Origin of the sequence: Bacillus sp. 2CMS4F (assembly GCF_023161785.1) — a bacterium.
In the GTDB taxonomy this organism is placed as follows: domain Bacteria; phylum Bacillota; class Bacilli; order Bacillales; family Bacillaceae; genus Bacillus; species Bacillus halotolerans.
In genome coordinates, this window is sequence record NZ_JALNTO010000002.1 from 427077 (window position 1) to 442224 (window position 15148).

At 43.2% G+C, this 15148-nt stretch carries 17 protein-coding genes; 14 read left to right on the forward strand and 3 right to left on the reverse strand.

Features of this window, described 5'->3' with window-relative positions:
- The first annotated feature begins 213 nt into the window (after positions 1-213).
- The 3 genes from greA (at position 214) to MTN95_RS05595 (ending at position 3267) form a co-directional block, all read left to right on the forward strand.
- The gene (gene greA / locus MTN95_RS05585) at positions 214-687 is read left to right on the forward strand and encodes a transcription elongation factor GreA (protein WP_010335099.1); all 474 of its coding nucleotides are present in this window, start codon (positions 214-216) and stop codon (positions 685-687) included.
- 53 nt (positions 688-740) lie between these two features.
- Complete coding sequence (locus MTN95_RS05590; protein ID WP_105953517.1) at positions 741-2495, forward strand: peptidoglycan D,D-transpeptidase FtsI family protein; 1755 nt, start codon at positions 741-743, stop codon at positions 2493-2495.
- A gap of 64 nt (positions 2496-2559) precedes the next feature.
- The gene (locus MTN95_RS05595) at positions 2560-3267 is read left to right on the forward strand and encodes a YrrS family protein (RefSeq protein WP_105953518.1); all 708 of its coding nucleotides are present in this window, start codon (positions 2560-2562) and stop codon (positions 3265-3267) included.
- 34 nt (positions 3268-3301) lie between these two features.
- Here MTN95_RS05595 and MTN95_RS05600 read toward each other — a convergent pair whose 3' ends face one another.
- Positions 3302-3505, reverse strand: coding sequence for a YrzA family protein (locus MTN95_RS05600; RefSeq protein WP_024122294.1), 204 nt, complete (start codon positions 3503-3505; stop codon positions 3302-3304).
- Between the two features lie 192 nt (positions 3506-3697).
- Between MTN95_RS05600 and MTN95_RS05605 the strand changes: the two genes are divergently transcribed.
- The 5 genes from MTN95_RS05605 to MTN95_RS05625 all read left to right on the forward strand — a co-directional run bounded on the left by MTN95_RS05605 (position 3698) and on the right by MTN95_RS05625 (position 7496).
- Positions 3698-4339, forward strand: coding sequence for a class I SAM-dependent methyltransferase (locus MTN95_RS05605; RefSeq protein WP_227597898.1), 642 nt, complete (start codon positions 3698-3700; stop codon positions 4337-4339).
- A 20-nt stretch (positions 4340-4359) separates the two neighbouring features.
- A complete protein-coding gene (gene mtnN / locus MTN95_RS05610; protein WP_248337289.1) occupies positions 4360-5055 on the forward strand; it encodes a 5'-methylthioadenosine/S-adenosylhomocysteine nucleosidase in 696 nt (231 codons plus the stop codon).
- 61 nt (positions 5056-5116) lie between these two features.
- Entirely contained in the window at positions 5117-6040 is a 924-nt protein-coding gene (locus MTN95_RS05615; RefSeq protein ID WP_202853639.1) for an O-acetylserine dependent cystathionine beta-synthase, read from the forward strand.
- A 1-nt stretch (position 6041) separates the two neighbouring features.
- Entirely contained in the window at positions 6042-7181 is a 1140-nt protein-coding gene (locus MTN95_RS05620; RefSeq protein ID WP_248337291.1) for a bifunctional cystathionine gamma-lyase/homocysteine desulfhydrase, read from the forward strand.
- Between the two features lie 84 nt (positions 7182-7265).
- Positions 7266-7496, forward strand: a complete 231-nt coding sequence (locus MTN95_RS05625) for a YrhC family protein (RefSeq protein WP_010335091.1) — start codon at positions 7266-7268, stop codon at positions 7494-7496.
- Between the two features lie 32 nt (positions 7497-7528).
- Here the strand turns inward: MTN95_RS05625 and MTN95_RS05630 are convergent, their stop codons facing one another.
- Both MTN95_RS05630 and fdhF read right to left on the reverse strand, forming a co-directional pair.
- Entirely contained in the window at positions 7529-8011 is a 483-nt protein-coding gene (locus MTN95_RS05630; protein ID WP_010335090.1) for a helical membrane plugin domain-containing protein, read from the reverse strand.
- Between the two features lie 19 nt (positions 8012-8030).
- The gene (fdhF, locus tag MTN95_RS05635) at positions 8031-10973 is read right to left on the reverse strand and encodes a formate dehydrogenase subunit alpha (protein WP_248337294.1); all 2943 of its coding nucleotides are present in this window, start codon (positions 10971-10973) and stop codon (positions 8031-8033) included.
- Positions 10974-11288: 315 nt separating this feature from the next.
- Between fdhF and MTN95_RS05640 the strand changes: the two genes are divergently transcribed.
- The 6 genes from MTN95_RS05640 (at position 11289) to fatR (ending at position 15144) form a co-directional block, all read left to right on the forward strand.
- Positions 11289-11657, forward strand: a complete 369-nt coding sequence (locus tag MTN95_RS05640; protein ID WP_010335088.1) for a Na-translocating system protein MpsC family protein — start codon at positions 11289-11291, stop codon at positions 11655-11657.
- A 264-nt stretch (positions 11658-11921) separates the two neighbouring features.
- The gene (locus tag MTN95_RS05645; protein WP_105953523.1) at positions 11922-12722 is read left to right on the forward strand and encodes a formate/nitrite transporter family protein; all 801 of its coding nucleotides are present in this window, start codon (positions 11922-11924) and stop codon (positions 12720-12722) included.
- A gap of 396 nt (positions 12723-13118) precedes the next feature.
- Positions 13119-13268, forward strand: coding sequence for a YrzI family small protein (locus MTN95_RS05650; protein WP_105953524.1), 150 nt, complete (start codon positions 13119-13121; stop codon positions 13266-13268).
- Positions 13269-13435: 167 nt separating this feature from the next.
- Complete coding sequence (locus tag MTN95_RS05655; protein WP_125825436.1) at positions 13436-13594, forward strand: hypothetical protein; 159 nt, start codon at positions 13436-13438, stop codon at positions 13592-13594.
- A gap of 188 nt (positions 13595-13782) precedes the next feature.
- The gene (locus MTN95_RS05660) at positions 13783-14331 is read left to right on the forward strand and encodes a class I SAM-dependent methyltransferase (RefSeq protein ID WP_105990315.1); all 549 of its coding nucleotides are present in this window, start codon (positions 13783-13785) and stop codon (positions 14329-14331) included.
- Between the two features lie 222 nt (positions 14332-14553).
- On the forward strand, positions 14554-15144 hold the full coding sequence (gene fatR / locus MTN95_RS05665) for a transcriptional regulator FatR (RefSeq protein WP_024122281.1): 591 nt from the start codon (positions 14554-14556) through the stop codon (positions 15142-15144).
- The last annotated feature ends 4 nt before the right edge of the window (positions 15145-15148 follow it).

Here is a 15148-nt window from a genome sequence, read left to right on the forward strand (position 1 = left end):
TATGTATAGGCAGGAAGGGGATGTGTAAATTCCCTTCTTTCCCTGTTTATAAACGCGAAATATTTGCAGAACCACAAGATTCAGTTTAAGATAAACAGTACCAATATGGGAGAGAAGAACGAGGACTGCCCTGTGTTCTCATTCTTGTATTTTAGTTTATGCTCTCATACATAATCGAAGATGTTGAGGGACAACCAGAAGGAGTGAAGGGACATGGCACAAGAGAAAGTTTTTCCTATGACTGTAGAAGGAAAACAAAAACTTGAACAAGAATTAGAATATTTGAAAACGGTTAAACGAAAAGAAGTAGTAGAGCGCATCAAAATCGCGAGAAGTTTCGGGGATCTTTCCGAAAACTCTGAATACGACTCAGCGAAAGAAGAGCAGGCATTCGTAGAGGGCCGTGTAACGACTCTTGAGAATATGATCCGCAATGCGAAAATCATTGAAGATGACGGCGGCTCTAACGTTGTCGGTTTAGGTAAAACCGTCACTTTCGTCGAACTGCCTGATGGTGATGAAGAATCTTATACAATCGTCGGAAGCGCTGAAGCTGATCCGTTTGAAGGGAAAATTTCAAACGACTCGCCGATCGCTAAAAGCCTGCTTGGCAAAAAAGTAGATGATGAAGTCACAGTTCAGACACCGGGCGGAGAAATGCTCGTGAAAATTGTGAAAATTTCATAATATCCGTTTAGCAAAGAAACACCTCGTCCACAATGTGGGTGAGGTGTTTTTTTATGAAGTTATCGAAACGAATGAAGCTGGCTGTCCTGGCTTTTTTAATCGTGTTTTTTCTGCTTTTGCTGAGGCTCGCGGAAATCCAGCTGTTTTTCACAGAATCATTTTCGAAAAAGAAAATTAATTTAATACAGGAAAGTGTTAATCAGAGAACGGAGGAAGTGCTCATTTCTGACGGCAGAGGAGCGTTTTTAGATCGAAACGGACAAGCGCTGACTGGGACAAGCGAGCCTGCGGTTGTCTTGTTCCCTTTTCTGTTAACGCAGGACTGGCCGATTAAAAAAGTCGCAGAGATTCTCGGCATGTCTGAAGATGATTTGCATCAGACTCTTGCAAAATCGAAAAAACCAGTTATTTTACATCAAAAGAAAATCAAAACACTTTCGAAGGAATCTATCACAAAAATCAATTCTTTGAAATATCCTGGCATTTACGGCGTATATATGGAGAATGAAGACAAGCCCAGTCTTGCCTCGCATACGATAGGCACAACCAATCAAGATCCGGCGCTTCTCCGCAATAAGTATCCAGAAAAGGAAAACCTGCCGATTAAAACGAAAATCGGCACAACTGGTTTAGAAAGGACATTTGATGAGTTTTTGCTCCCGGAACAGGACACGAAGCTTTTGTATCATGTGGACGGAAAAGGAAACCCTTTGTTCGGCATGGACGTCAAATATACAGCTGAGGCCAACTCATTTTATCCGCTCCAAGTCAAAACAACGATTGATCAAAGCATTCAAAAAGCGATAGAAGGCATACTAGATGATCAGGGGCTGAAAAAAGGAGGAGCGGTGCTGCTGGACATCGAAAAGAGCAGTGTGTTGGGCATCGTAAGCAAACCGGATGCCGATGTGTCCAGGCAAAACACGCTTCAAAATTATATGCTGACGCCAATCTATCCCGGCTCCGTTTTTAAAACTGTGATAGCGGCAGCTGCGATTGAGCATAACGCGGTAAAGCCGAGCCAAACCTTTAATTGTAATTTAAACCTGTACGGCGAACCGGGAGACGACAAAGGAACCCTGTCCTTTGAAGAAAGTTTCGCACAAAGCTGCAATTACACGTTTACAAGTCTTGCCGAACAATTAATGAAGAAAGACCATTCCGTCATTGAAGACATGTCAGAAAAGCTGTCCCTTACAGATCGGGCAGGCTGGGAAGGAAAACTGTACCACGAGTCAGATTTCCGCCAATTCTATAATGAAAAAAGCGGCGTGATTTGGGGGGATGAAAAAGACAAATCAGTCAAAAAAGCAATTGCGCAAACAGCGATCGGGCAGAAAAATGTAAAGGTAACGCCGCTTGAGGTAGCTAATATGATGGCGACAATCGCCCGCGGCGGTGAAAAGCGGCAGGTGAAAATCGCAGAGCAGATTGAATACAAAAACGGCACAACGCTCGTCAAGTTTAAAGATCAGAAGCTTAAAGGAGAAACAATAGACAAATATACGGCACAGCAGCTTCAAAAAATGCTGCGGCGGGTGGTGGAATCTCCTTCCGGAACGGGCAGAAGGTTTCAGGATCTTTCGTATACTGTAGCAGGGAAATCAGGCACCGCCCAGACAGGCAAGCTTTCAAAAGATAAAGAAACGCTTTATGAAAAATGGTTTGCCGGGTATTTTCCCGCGGATAAGCCAAAATACGCGCTTGTCGTATTGCACATGGATACGCCGGGGGATAAGGCTCTGACAAATTCGGTGTTTTATGATATTGTTAAAAAAGTACACGAAATTGAAATCAATCAGAAATAGAACAACTTCTCAGCACATGGTAAAATATATGCTGAGCCAAGAGGGATAAAGGAGTGCAGAATTATTGAGCAATAATCAATCTCGTTATGAAAACCGTGATAAGCGCAGGAAAGCTAATTTAGTGCTTAACATCTTAATCGCAATCGTATCTATTCTAATTGTTGTAGTAGCAGCCAATCTCTTCATTAACAGTCCTTCTAGCAAAGATGTCAGCAAGGATTCTGAAACGGCGCAAAAACAGGAATCTCCGGCTTCAGGAAAGACGGAAAAGAAATCGGATGAGGATATAAAAGACAGTAAGAAAGATACATCTGACAGCGAAAAGGATTCTGAGAAATCTTCTGACTCAGATTCAGATTCCAAAAAAGATGATTCTTCTAAAAGTGATGACTCTGATTCTGATTCAGACTCAAACTCAAATTCAGATGACCCGCTTAAAGACGCAAAAGTCACAGAAGGCGGCTCATCAAGTGATGTGGAAAAAACGTATGAAAATCCTGACTGGAAGGCAGTCGGAACTGAGCAGAAGGGCGAGCATGCTGCCACTTATGACTCAAGCTCACAAGACTGGGCTGAGATGCTGAAAGCCATATCATATGCAACCGGTGTTTCAACAGATAACATGACCGTTCTCTGGCTCGGAAATAACGGCAGCCCTCAGGATGCCAAAGGTAAGATTTTAGATAAAACGAGCGGAGAGAAATATCAAGTAACGATTACATGGGTTGATGAAAAAGGCTGGAAGCCGACAAAAGTAGAAAAATTAAAATAAACAAAAGCAGCCGAATCTTTCGGCTGCTTTTGTTTTACACCTCAGCTGCAAAATGAACAACGGCGCTGTAAAAAAATTTTCCGTCTGCCACAGCTGTTTGATGCGAGACAGATTTCACACGCAGCATGATCGCTTTATTGTTTTCAATTTGTGTGTTGATTTTCTTTTCAAGCTCCTGCAATGATGCCGCTTCGAAAAATTCTACTTTGTCTTTAATCAGATCCAATTGAAAATTCATCTTTCGACCCCTCCGCCTTTACAAGTCATATGAAGTATAAGCCTTTTTACGCTGTACGCGCAATATATGACTGGATAAAAAACACAAAGTGTTTTAGTACCTACTTTCAAGAAGATATGGTAAGATAGGAACTGTTCCATCATTAATTCATAGTATGCTTATAGGAATTATAAAATATGGAGTGTGACAACTATGGGACGTGAATTTATCCCTCTTTTTGAGGATTGGGCCGCAACTTACGATCAAACAGTTCAAGGTTTGGATATTCAGTATAAAGAGGCATTCAGAGGCTATGATGATATTTTGAATGCCATTGTCAGCCGGTCAGGGATTCGTGTATTAGAATTTGGGCCAGGGACCGGCAACTTGACAGCGAAACTGCTTGAAGCGGGGAAATCTGTATTTGGAGTCGAGCCGTCTCCGGCGATGCGCAAGTTAGCATCTGACAAGCTCCGCGGCAGGGCGGAAATTGTTGACGGAGACTTCCTGACATTCCCTGAACCGCCATTTCAGGCTGACACGATTGTCAGTTCATATGCTTTTCATCATTTGACTGACGAAGAAAAACGAGCCGCAATAAAGCAATATGGCAAATACCTTCACATGCATGATAAAATAGTGTTTGCCGATACTGTCTTTGAACACGAGGAAGCGTATAATCAAGCCATTGATAAAGCACGTTCTCAGGGCTTTTATCAGCTGGCGAATGATTTAAAGACGGAGCATTATCCCACATTGGAAACGATGAAAGAGATGTTTACAGCTGAAGGTTTTGCAGTCCAATTCATTCAGCAAAACGACTTCGTGTGGATAATGGAGGCGATCAAACGGTAAAGTGAAGGGAATGTGTATAGATGAAACTAGCAGTCATCGGAGCAATGGAAGAGGAAGTAACCATCCTAAGAAACAAACTGGAAAATGCAAAAACAGAAACGATCGCGCACTGTGAATTTACAACAGGCCAATATGAAGGAACTGAAGTCATTCTTTTAAAATCAGGAATCGGAAAAGTGAATGCTGCGATCAGCACGACACTTCTGCTTGATCGCTACAAGCCTGATTATGTGATTAACACAGGCTCAGCGGGCGGATTTCATCATACACTGAATGTGGGAGACGTTGTCATTTCTACTGACGTTCGCCATCATGATGTAGATGTAACGGCCTTTGATTATGAATACGGACAGGTGCCAGGCCTTCCGGCTGCTTACGCCGCAGATGAAACGCTGATCAGCATTACTGAAGAAGCGATTTCTGAGCTTGACGGCATTCAAGTTGCAAAAGGAACGATCGCAACAGGCGATTCCTTTATGAATGATCCGAAGCGGGTCGAAGAGGTGCGTGCGAGATTTTCTGATCTGTATGCGGTAGAAATGGAGGCAGCGGCAGTCGCTCAAGTGTGCCACCAGTTTAAAACGCCGTTTGTTGTGATCAGAGCATTATCTGATATCGCAGGAAAAGAATCACCTGTATCATTTGACCAATTTTTAGAGCAGGCTGCTGTTCACTCAACAGAGCTTGTGTTAAAAGTGATCAAACGAATTCATTAAAACGGGGGAGTGTTCTCCTCCGTTTTCCCTAAAACAACCTCTATCAAGGAGGAGGACATATATGACAGTTATTACGGACATTACCGAGCTGATTGGGAATACACCGCTTCTCCGCTTGAAGAATTTTGATATTCCTGAAGGTGTGGCTGTATATGCCAAGCTGGAAATGATGAACCCTGGCGGAAGCATAAAAGACAGACTGGGAGATATGCTGATCCGTGACGCCCTGGATTCAGGCAAAGTAAAGCCCGGGGGAGTCATTATAGAGGCAACGGCCGGAAATACAGGTATCGGGCTTGCCCTTAACGCCAGAAAACATGGTTTAAAAGCCATTTTCTGTGTTCCGGAACATTTCAGCAAAGAAAAGCAGCAAATTATGCAGGCGCTAGGAGCGTCAATCGTGCATACGCCGCGTAAAGACGGAATGCAGGGAGCCATTCGAAAAGCGATACAGCTGGAGAGGGAAATTGATAATTCCTATTGTGTTTTGCAATTTAAAAACCAAGTAAATCCATCGACTTACTATAAGACTCTTGGGCCTGAAATATGGAAAGCGCTTGACGGCAAGATTCATACGTTTGTCGCTGGGGCAGGATCAGGAGGCACATTCGCGGGAACAGCATCCTTCTTAAAAGAAAAACATCCCGCAGTCAAAACAGTAATTGTCGAACCGGAAGGCTCCATATTAAACGGCGGAGAGCCTCATGCTCATAAAACAGAAGGGATCGGCATGGAGTTTATCCCTGACTATATGGATGAAAGCCATTTTGATGCAATATATACGGTAACAGATGAGAATGCTTTTAGACTTGTTAAAGAAGCGGCTGAAAAAGAAGGCCTGCTGATCGGAAGCTCTTCAGGTGCAGCGCTTTATGCGGCATTGGAGGAAGCGAAAAAATCGTCTGCCGGAACAAATATTGTCACAGTATTCCCAGACAGCAGTGATCGATATATCAGCAAACATATATACGAAGGAGGCATCTGATATGAAGAAAAAAACATTGATGGTACATGGCGGGATCACAGGTGATGAGAAAACAGGAGCTGTTTCCGTTCCGATATATCAAGTGAGCACGTACAAGCAGCCGAAAGCAGGCCAGCATACCGGCTATGAATATTCAAGAACGGCCAACCCGACAAGAACTGCACTGGAAACGCTTGTGACAGAGCTCGAAGCCGGGGAAGCAGGTTATGCGTTCAGCTCAGGAATGGCTGCAATTACAGCTGTTATGATGCTGTTTAACAGCGGAGACCATGTTGTTTTGACTGATGACGTGTACGGCGGGACATATCGAGTGATGACAAAGGTGCTTAACCGTCTCGGCATTGAATCAACTTTTGTGGATACAAGCAGCGGAGAAGAAGTCGAAAAAGCGATTCGTCCCAATACAAAGGCAATTTATATTGAGACACCGACAAATCCGCTTCTCAAAATCACCGATCTATCACTGATGGCAGATATTGCGAAAAAAGCGGGTGTTCTTCTAATCGTAGACAACACCTTTAATACACCATATTTTCAGCAGCCGCTTACTTTAGGCGCTGATATCGTGCTTCACAGTGCGACTAAATATCTCGGCGGACACAGTGATGTTGTCGGCGGTTTAGTTATTACAGCTTCGAAAGAGCTTGGAGAAGAGCTGCATTTTGTGCAAAATTCAACAGGCGGCGTGCTCGGCCCTCAGGATTCATGGCTGTTAATGAGAGGGATCAAAACACTGGGGCTCAGAATGGAAGCAATCGATCAAAACGCGCGGAAAATCGCAAGTTTTCTTGAGCAACATCCTGCTGTTCAAACGTTATATTACCCTGGTTCTCCAAACCATCCGGGACATGAGCTTGCGAAATCTCAAGGATCAGGCTTTGGAGGCATGATCTCCTTTGATATTGGCAGTGAAGAGCGAGTGGATGCCTTTTTAGGCAAACTTAAGCTGTTTACAATTGCGGAAAGCCTGGGCGCTGTAGAAAGCTTAATTTCTGTTCCGGCTAGAATGACACATGCCTCTATTCCGAGAGAGCGCCGGCTTGAACTCGGCATTACAGACGGCTTGATCAGAATCTCTGTGGGAATAGAGGATGGGGAGGATTTGCTGGAAGATATCGAGCAGGCTCTTAACATTTTATAACAAATGGATAGATTTACTTTCTCTGTAAGCTGCCAGAGTATATTATAATAGTCATATACTATGAATCTGGCAGGTGATTCTTTTATGAAGAAGAATAGAATGAAATCATTAAAAGAAGACTACAAGCATTTCGCTTTTACCTTGCTTGCAGTCAGCACTTTTTTATATATAGGCGCGGTTCTTCCTGATCAGGGCTTAACGTTAGGCCAGAAATCAGTTATGTTTATGACGGATTGCGTGTTTTTAGCCGGCGCTTTCTTTTGCGCCGACCGTTCACTCGTATATAAGAAGCGCTTGGAGGAAGCCGACGAATAAAAAACAGCCATCAACTGATGGCTGTTTTTTTGTTATTCTTCCCGCAGCTCTTTTCCCATGCCTTTTAAAAACTGAAGGCCGAAGCCGACTGCTCTGTTAATATCAGGGTCGTTCATCGCTTTTAAGAGATCGAGAATGCCGACTTTCTTGTCTTCTTTTAAAAAGCTTTGCGCCTGTTCGGTTCCCGCCATTACGCTTTCTAAAAGCTTGCCTGTAAACGCAGGATCAGCCTTTGTCAAAGCGCCTCCAGCCGCCATCATCGTGTTGATGAGGTTTGTGACAGGCTCGCGAGATACCTGGCCAAGCGCAATTTTGGCGATGTCTTCTTTCGCCCTCAGCATGCTTGCTGCTGCATCAAAGATGCCAAGCTCATTAAGTTCACTCATTAACGTCATGGTTTTCGAGACGGCATCCTCATTTTCCGTCAGCAGCTCCTTCAGCTCCTCGATTTTCTCAAGCTTGATTTGCTCCGCTGTTTTTGTTTCTTTTTTGATCGTTGTAATCGGAGTGGCCATTTTCGTTTCCCCCTTTCATTTAATCAGTCAAATGGATATAACCCGGACGGTTCCATTTTCTTTCTGCCTCGACGCCGTTTTGCGGATTCCGTTTCTTGTTACGCGGATTTGTTTTAGGAAGCGGTGCGCTTTCGCAGCCTCCAAGCACCTCCATGCGAACCTTCGTCTGTTTGTAAGCAGGCGTGTTTGTGCGTTTATCAGCCGCAGGCCCTGTCAGGAAGTTAATCGCTGAATCCTTGTCTGTCGAGTTCATTGGCAGGTAGAGTTCATTTTTTCGCACACGGTCAGTAATGAGCGCATTTAATTTAACAGCTCCGAACGGAGATACGAGGCGAACCAGTGAACCGTCACAAATGCCGCGCTCCTGTGCAAGTTCCGGCGATACTTCGACGAATACATTCGGCACTTTGGATTGAATGCCTTTCGATTTATTTGTCATATTTCCTTCATGGAAATGCTCAAGCATCCGGCCGTTATTGATGTGAAGATCATATTCTTCAGGGAAAGCGGCAGGTTCAGTCCAATCAGACAGTGCAAAACGGGCTTTTTTGTCTGGGAAATTAAATCCGTCTTCATACAGAAGCGGCGTGCTTTCACCTGTGAAGCTGCCCCATAGGAAGGTGTTCCAGCCTTCAAGCACCTCATAGCTGGCTTTTCCAAACAGAGGAGAAAGACTCGCCATTTCAGAGAAAATGTCGCTTGGATGGCTGTAGCTCCATCCGGCTCCTAAGCGGTTTGCCACCTCTTGAATAATCCACCAGTCCGGTTTCGCGTCTCCAAGTGTCGGAAGCGCTTGATACAATCGCTGCACACGGCGCTCTGTATTGGTAAACGTTCCATCTTTCTCAAGAGATGGAGTGGCAGGCAAGACGACATCGGCATATTGAGCCGTTCTCGACAGGAAAATGTCCTGAACCACGAAGAAATCAAGGCTTGATAAAATATCATGCACATGGTTCGCATTCGAATCGACCAGTGCCATATCTTCACCAACAAGGTACATGGCCTTCATCTTGCCTTCTTCAATGGAATGAAGCATTTGAATATTGTCTAAACCTGGTTTTCCTTCAATCTCCACACCATAAGCCTTTTCAAATTTGGCGCGTGCTTCGTCATCTGTAATATGCTGATATCCCGGAAGCCAGCCTGGCAATGTCCCCATGTCGCAAGCGCCTTGAACGTTATTGTGTCCGCGCAGAGGATAAGCGCCGGCACCCGGACGGCGGTAGTTGCCTGTTGCCAGAAGCAGGTTCGAAATCGCTGCTGACGTATCAGAGCCGCCCGTATTTTGAGTAACACCCATTCCCCAAAGAACACAAGTGCCGTCAGCATCACGAATCATCTCGGCAATTTGAATGATGCTTTCTTTTGAGAGGCCTGTGATGCGTTCCGCATAATCAAGCGTATAGGTTTTAAGTGTTTCTTTATAGTCTTCAAAGTAGTTCACGTTCTCATCAATAAACGCTTGATCATGCCAGCCTTGGTCGATCATATATTTCGTAACGGCCATCAGCCATACTTGGTCTGTACCTTGTTTAGGGCTGATGAACAGATCAGACCGTTCAGCCATCTCATTTTTCCGCAGGTCGGCAACGATTAATTTTTGTCCATGGAGCTTGTGTGCACGTTTGACCCGTGTTGCAAGCACCGGATGTCCTTCAGCCGGATTGGCGCCGACGATGATGACGAGTCCGGCTTTGGCAATATCTTTAATCGTGCCGGCGTCACCGCCCATGCCGACCGTACGGAACAACCCGTCTGTAGCAGGAGACTGACAGTAGCGAGAGCAGTTATCGACGTTATTTGTTTCAAATACCTGACGCGCTAATTTTTGGATGACATAGTTTTCTTCATTCGTAATTTTAGAAGAAGAAATGAATCCGACAGAGCCTTTGCCGTATGTCTCTTTAATTGTACCTAATCTGCTTGCGACAAGATCGAGGGCTTCTTCCCAAGAAGATTCCACAAAAGCCCCGTTTTTACGGATTAAAGGCTTTGTGATCCGCTCTTCAGAATTAACGAAATCCCAGCCGAATTTCCCTTTGACACATGTAGAAATTGCGTTAACAGGAGCGTCAGAAACAGGCTGGATTTTTAAAATATCCCGTCCTTTTGTCCATACTTCAAAGGAACAGCCGACACCGCAGAACGTACATACCGTTTTTGTTTTTTTCGTTCTTGTTTCACGCATTGCCGCTTCAACTTCAGAAATGGCAAAAATGCTGCTGTACCCCGGTTCAACATTTTTGACAAGGTCAATCATTGGTTCCATGACATCCTGCTTGATACCCGTCATAAAGCCAGCCTGGCCAAGCATTGATTTTTCCATCAGTGCATTACACGGACAAACCGTGACACATTGGCCGCAGCTGACACAAGAAGATTCGTTGATTGAAACTCCTTCATCCCAAATAACCCGCGGACGTTCGCGTTCCCAGTCGATAGAGAGTGTTTCATTGACTTGAAGGTTCTGACACACCTCAACACACTGGCCGCAGGCGATGCATTGGTTTGGATCATATCGGTAAAAAGGGTGAGACATATCAACCGCACAAGACGGATCTTCTTTTGGCGTATAAGGGTATTTTTGATGCTCGATCCCCATCATTTCCGCTGTATTATGCAGTGTACAGTTCCCATTGTTATTATCGCAAACCGTACAATACAGCAAATGATTTTCAAGAAGGCGATCCATTGCTTCGGTTTGTGCCTCTTTCACCCGATTTCCCGAAAGATCAATTGACATTCCGTTTTCAGCGACCGTAGAGCATGAACGAACCAGCTTGCCGTCTGCCTCTACAATGCATGTATCGCATGTTTGAATCGGATCAACCTCTGGGACGTGGCAGATTTGCGGATACTCAATCCCATTTTCATTTAAAATATCTAAAATTGTGGCCCCTGCTCGTGCTTGAATTTCTGTTCCGTCAACGCGGACACTGATCGACTTATCGTCCATCATACTCATATTCCCCTCCATCTTTCTTTCAAGAAGTCAAAAAAGCCATGTATAGATACACCTGTCTTTCATTCACAGAAGGTGTAAACACACATGGCGGAATAGTTCACTAGCAAGTCTTACTAACAGACCAATCCTGGATTTTTATAAACCGATAGACTCATAACAAGATCCTATTACAAATCCATCAACACTGCTTTTATTATAAAGTGATATTTATTATAATACAATATGACAGGAAAATTTTAACCAAGTGAAATGTCCTGAGGGGAACCGGGAACGGCCTTTTTTAAGGCAAAATCGGAAGGGGTAATCAGCATGTCAAAGAAAATTCATGAGTTCAATGATATTATTCGAAAACTTCGCAAGGAATTGTTCGGCAAAGGACCTGAACGGATTCACACGGTATTTGTAGATAATATGGCTGTGTCGACGCTCTACGGCAACCTGAGCGCGAGCGAGCAGTTTATCGCCCGCACGCCTGAGGGAAGAGAAATGGTGCATGCGGCCCGGACAAGCCTGATTCAAGACCTTTACTCTAAAAAAACGCCGGAAGGAATGGAGGAGCTGATCGGGGCTAAGCTTGTTCATTTGTTTTCTGATATCAAAATTGAAGAAAATATCGCCGTATCTGTTTTTGTCTTTGACCGAAAAATTGACGACCAAAAAGAAGTCCTTTATAACTAGCATATTTGCCATTGACACAAAATTGTCACATTTGATATGATGTTTTTACTGCAGTTATAGAAGGACAAAAGCAATGGAATGTATGCACGAACTGTATATATTCTCTATCAATATCTTAATTCTGCTTGATGTTGTTGTATGGGTATGCACACAAGTTAGGCAGCATTCAAACACCTGATTGATACAGGTTATTTGAGTGCTGCCTTTTTTGATGCTTTTCTTTTATAACTGTAAAAATGGAGTAACAATGGAGGCGTATGTAGTATGGGTTTTCGGAAACCGGATGAAATAGCAGAAGCAGCAATTGAAGCAGGGATGAAAAAGGTAAAGCTTCCGCTGCTGTCTCTCTTGGTGCTGGGTTTTTTAGGCGGTGCTTTTATCGCACTCGGTTATTTGCTTGATATCAGGGTGATCGGCGATCTTCCGAAAGAATGGGGAAGCCTGTCCAGTTTTATCGGGGCTGCGGTATTTCCTGTAGGATTGATACTTGTGGTTCTTGCAGGGGCTGAACTGATAACAGGAAATATGATGTCAATGGCAATGGCATTATTTTCGAGAAAAATATCACTAAAGGAATTGGCGGTTAATTGGGTGATCGTTACCATTATGAATCTGGTCGGCGCTTTGTTTGTTGCTTACTTTTTCGGCCATCTTGTCGGCTTAACCGAAACGGGGCCATATTTGGAAAAGACGATCGCTGTCGCGCAAGGCAAGCTTGATATGAGCTTTGGCAAGGTTCTCGTTTCCGGCATCGGCTGTAACTGGCTGGTGTGTCTTGCAGTTTGGCTTTCCTTCGGTGCTCAAGATGGCGCAGGGAAAATTGTTGGCATATGGTTCCCTGTCATGGCCTTTGTGGCAATCGGATTTCAGCACGTTGTCGCCAACATGTTTGTAATTCCGGCTGCCATTTTTGCGGGCTCGTTTACGTGGGGGCAGTTTATCGGAAACCTCATTCCGGCTTTTATCGGCAATGTTATTGGAGGAGCAGTGTTTGTCGGATTCATCTATTTTATCGCATATCATAAGAAAGACCGCTCCAGAAAAGAAATGAAACAGGTATCATAAACAAGGGACAAAGACAGTCGATGAATCACACAATTTACGTCCATTTTTAGAAAAAGATGTTTACAAAATGGAATTTGGTGGATATACTTACAAAGTAAGAAAAAAAGCAAAGGAGGCTGAATCAAAATGACAATGCGACAACGACGCAGACCAGTTAATGGCTCACGCAATGTACAAGGAATTTATAATGGTTTATTCAGCCTGTGGAAGAGTCCGTGTCCTTCCTTAACCGATGCTTATCGCACGCATTAAATTCGGAATCGTCGGACATACGCAACTCCCCGCAGGCAGTAGAGACATGGGTGTCTTCTTTTGTCTGCGGTTTTTATGTGCCCGCAGCAGGGAGATGCCGCGGGTTATTTCGCTTGGAGCGGACTTTGAAAGGGGGTGAGCGATATGACGATTAACCTATTCTTTTTGACTTTAACGATTAACAAACGGTTTAAAAGCCCGGAAGAGTTCGAACAAGAACAGCAGATCGAGCAGATTTATGATGAAATGAAAAAATCTCAGCTGAAACATCTTTATTTGACAAACTGGCGCTAAAAAAAAGGAAACAAAATACAGAAGGGAGAGATGACAAATGCTTAAAATGGAACTATTGATGCATTATACGATGGAGAAGGACCAAGTGTAGCGAATGAAGCTGTCAAGGAAATGCCGTCCTGCATATCATAAAAAAAGCAGCACTTTATGTAAGGGCAGGTGATGGCATGATGAACTTTCAACAAAAAAGGCTGCCGTCGATAGGTCATGGTTATGCATCCATGCCGCATTCCTTCAAACACGGCTATGGCAATCCATTCCGTCAGCAGAGGCTGGCGGCGATGCAGCAGCAAAGGCTGTATATGTTCCCATATCATTGGCATTAAAAAGCAGGCGGAAAACATTTTGTTTTCTGCCTTTTTTTGCGGGGAAAAATGAAAATGTTCAGTTCTGTTGAAACATTTCTAAACACATTGCCGTCTAGTTGATATCTTCATTCTGTATAAGAAATGAAGCGATGTTTATTTTTTCAATATAATAAATAAGCACAGGAAACCAAAAGCAGGTGTTTAAAATGCTAGAAAACAAACTTTATAAACGAGCGAACCTATTGAAATTATTTTCTGGGAAATATAAGCAAACTAAAATAATTGAGCATATGATGATTGATTCTATAGACATACAAGAAAATGACAGAATTTTAGAAATTGGAACCGGAAACGGCTCTGTCTTTAAGACAATAACGGGAAAACTTGAAAAGGGAAGCATAAAAAGCATCGACTCTTCTAAGCGAAAAGTAAGACAGGTATCTCGTGCAATCCAAAAGCAAAAGAAAACAGATCAAGGGAGCATTTTCCATGGTCATCCGGAAAGGATCCCCTTTGAAGACCGTACCTTCAATAAAGTATTTTCTTTACATACGGTTCAGGCTTGTACTGATGTCAGGCTTGCATTAAGAGAGATTTATCGAGTGCTTCAAATTGACGGCCGATTTTACATCAGTATTGATAACAATGCAGAAAAAAACGAGAAAAAATATATTCAATTGCTGCAAGATCAGCATTTTAGAGACATTTCTGTCATCAGACGCGATTCGTGTCTTTGTATTGTCGCTGTTAAATAAAAAATTTCTCGGGAAATATATCCAGACTTCTGACATTCAGGGATTTGGGTATATTTTCTTAATTTTATATTTTTTGCATAGCATTTATATTAAAAAAAGTTTTTTTCATATAAACTATAAACATAAGAATGGGTAAGAGGTGATTCGAGACAGAGTGGATATCATTTATGAACAAACGGAATGAATGTTCATTCCTAAATGAATCGGAGGTTTTAAGTTTACATGGCATCCGCACTTATCAGTAAATACGATTTGATCATGAAGGCATCGCTTTCGCTTTTTACGGAAAGAGGATTTGATGCCACCACCATCCCAATGATAGCAAAAAGAGCTGAAGTTGGTACAGGCACGATTTATCGCTACTTTGACAGCAAAGAAACACTCGTCAATGTTTTGTTTCAAGAAAGCATTCAGCGTTTTTCAGAAAAGGTAAAGCGAAATTATTCTGAAATGCCTGTCAGAGAGGGCTTTCGCCACATATTTTGCTGTCTCGTTCAATTTACGAAGGAGAGCGACTACGCGCTATTTTTCCTTGAAACGAAAAAGGATGCTCACTATTTAAATGAAACAAGCAAAAAAATGATAGAAAACCTGACTCAAATGCTTGACGATTTCTTTAACAAGGGAAAAACAGAAGGAGTGATCCGCTCCTTGCCCTCCAATGTATTAATTGCGATTGTATTAGGCGCATTTCTCAAGTTGTATCAGCTTGTGCAACAAGGTGATATAGAGATGAATGCTGATTTGATTTCTGAATTGGAGCAGTGCTGCTGGGACGCGATTAAACTTCATTCATTGACTTCAGAAGAATAAAGAA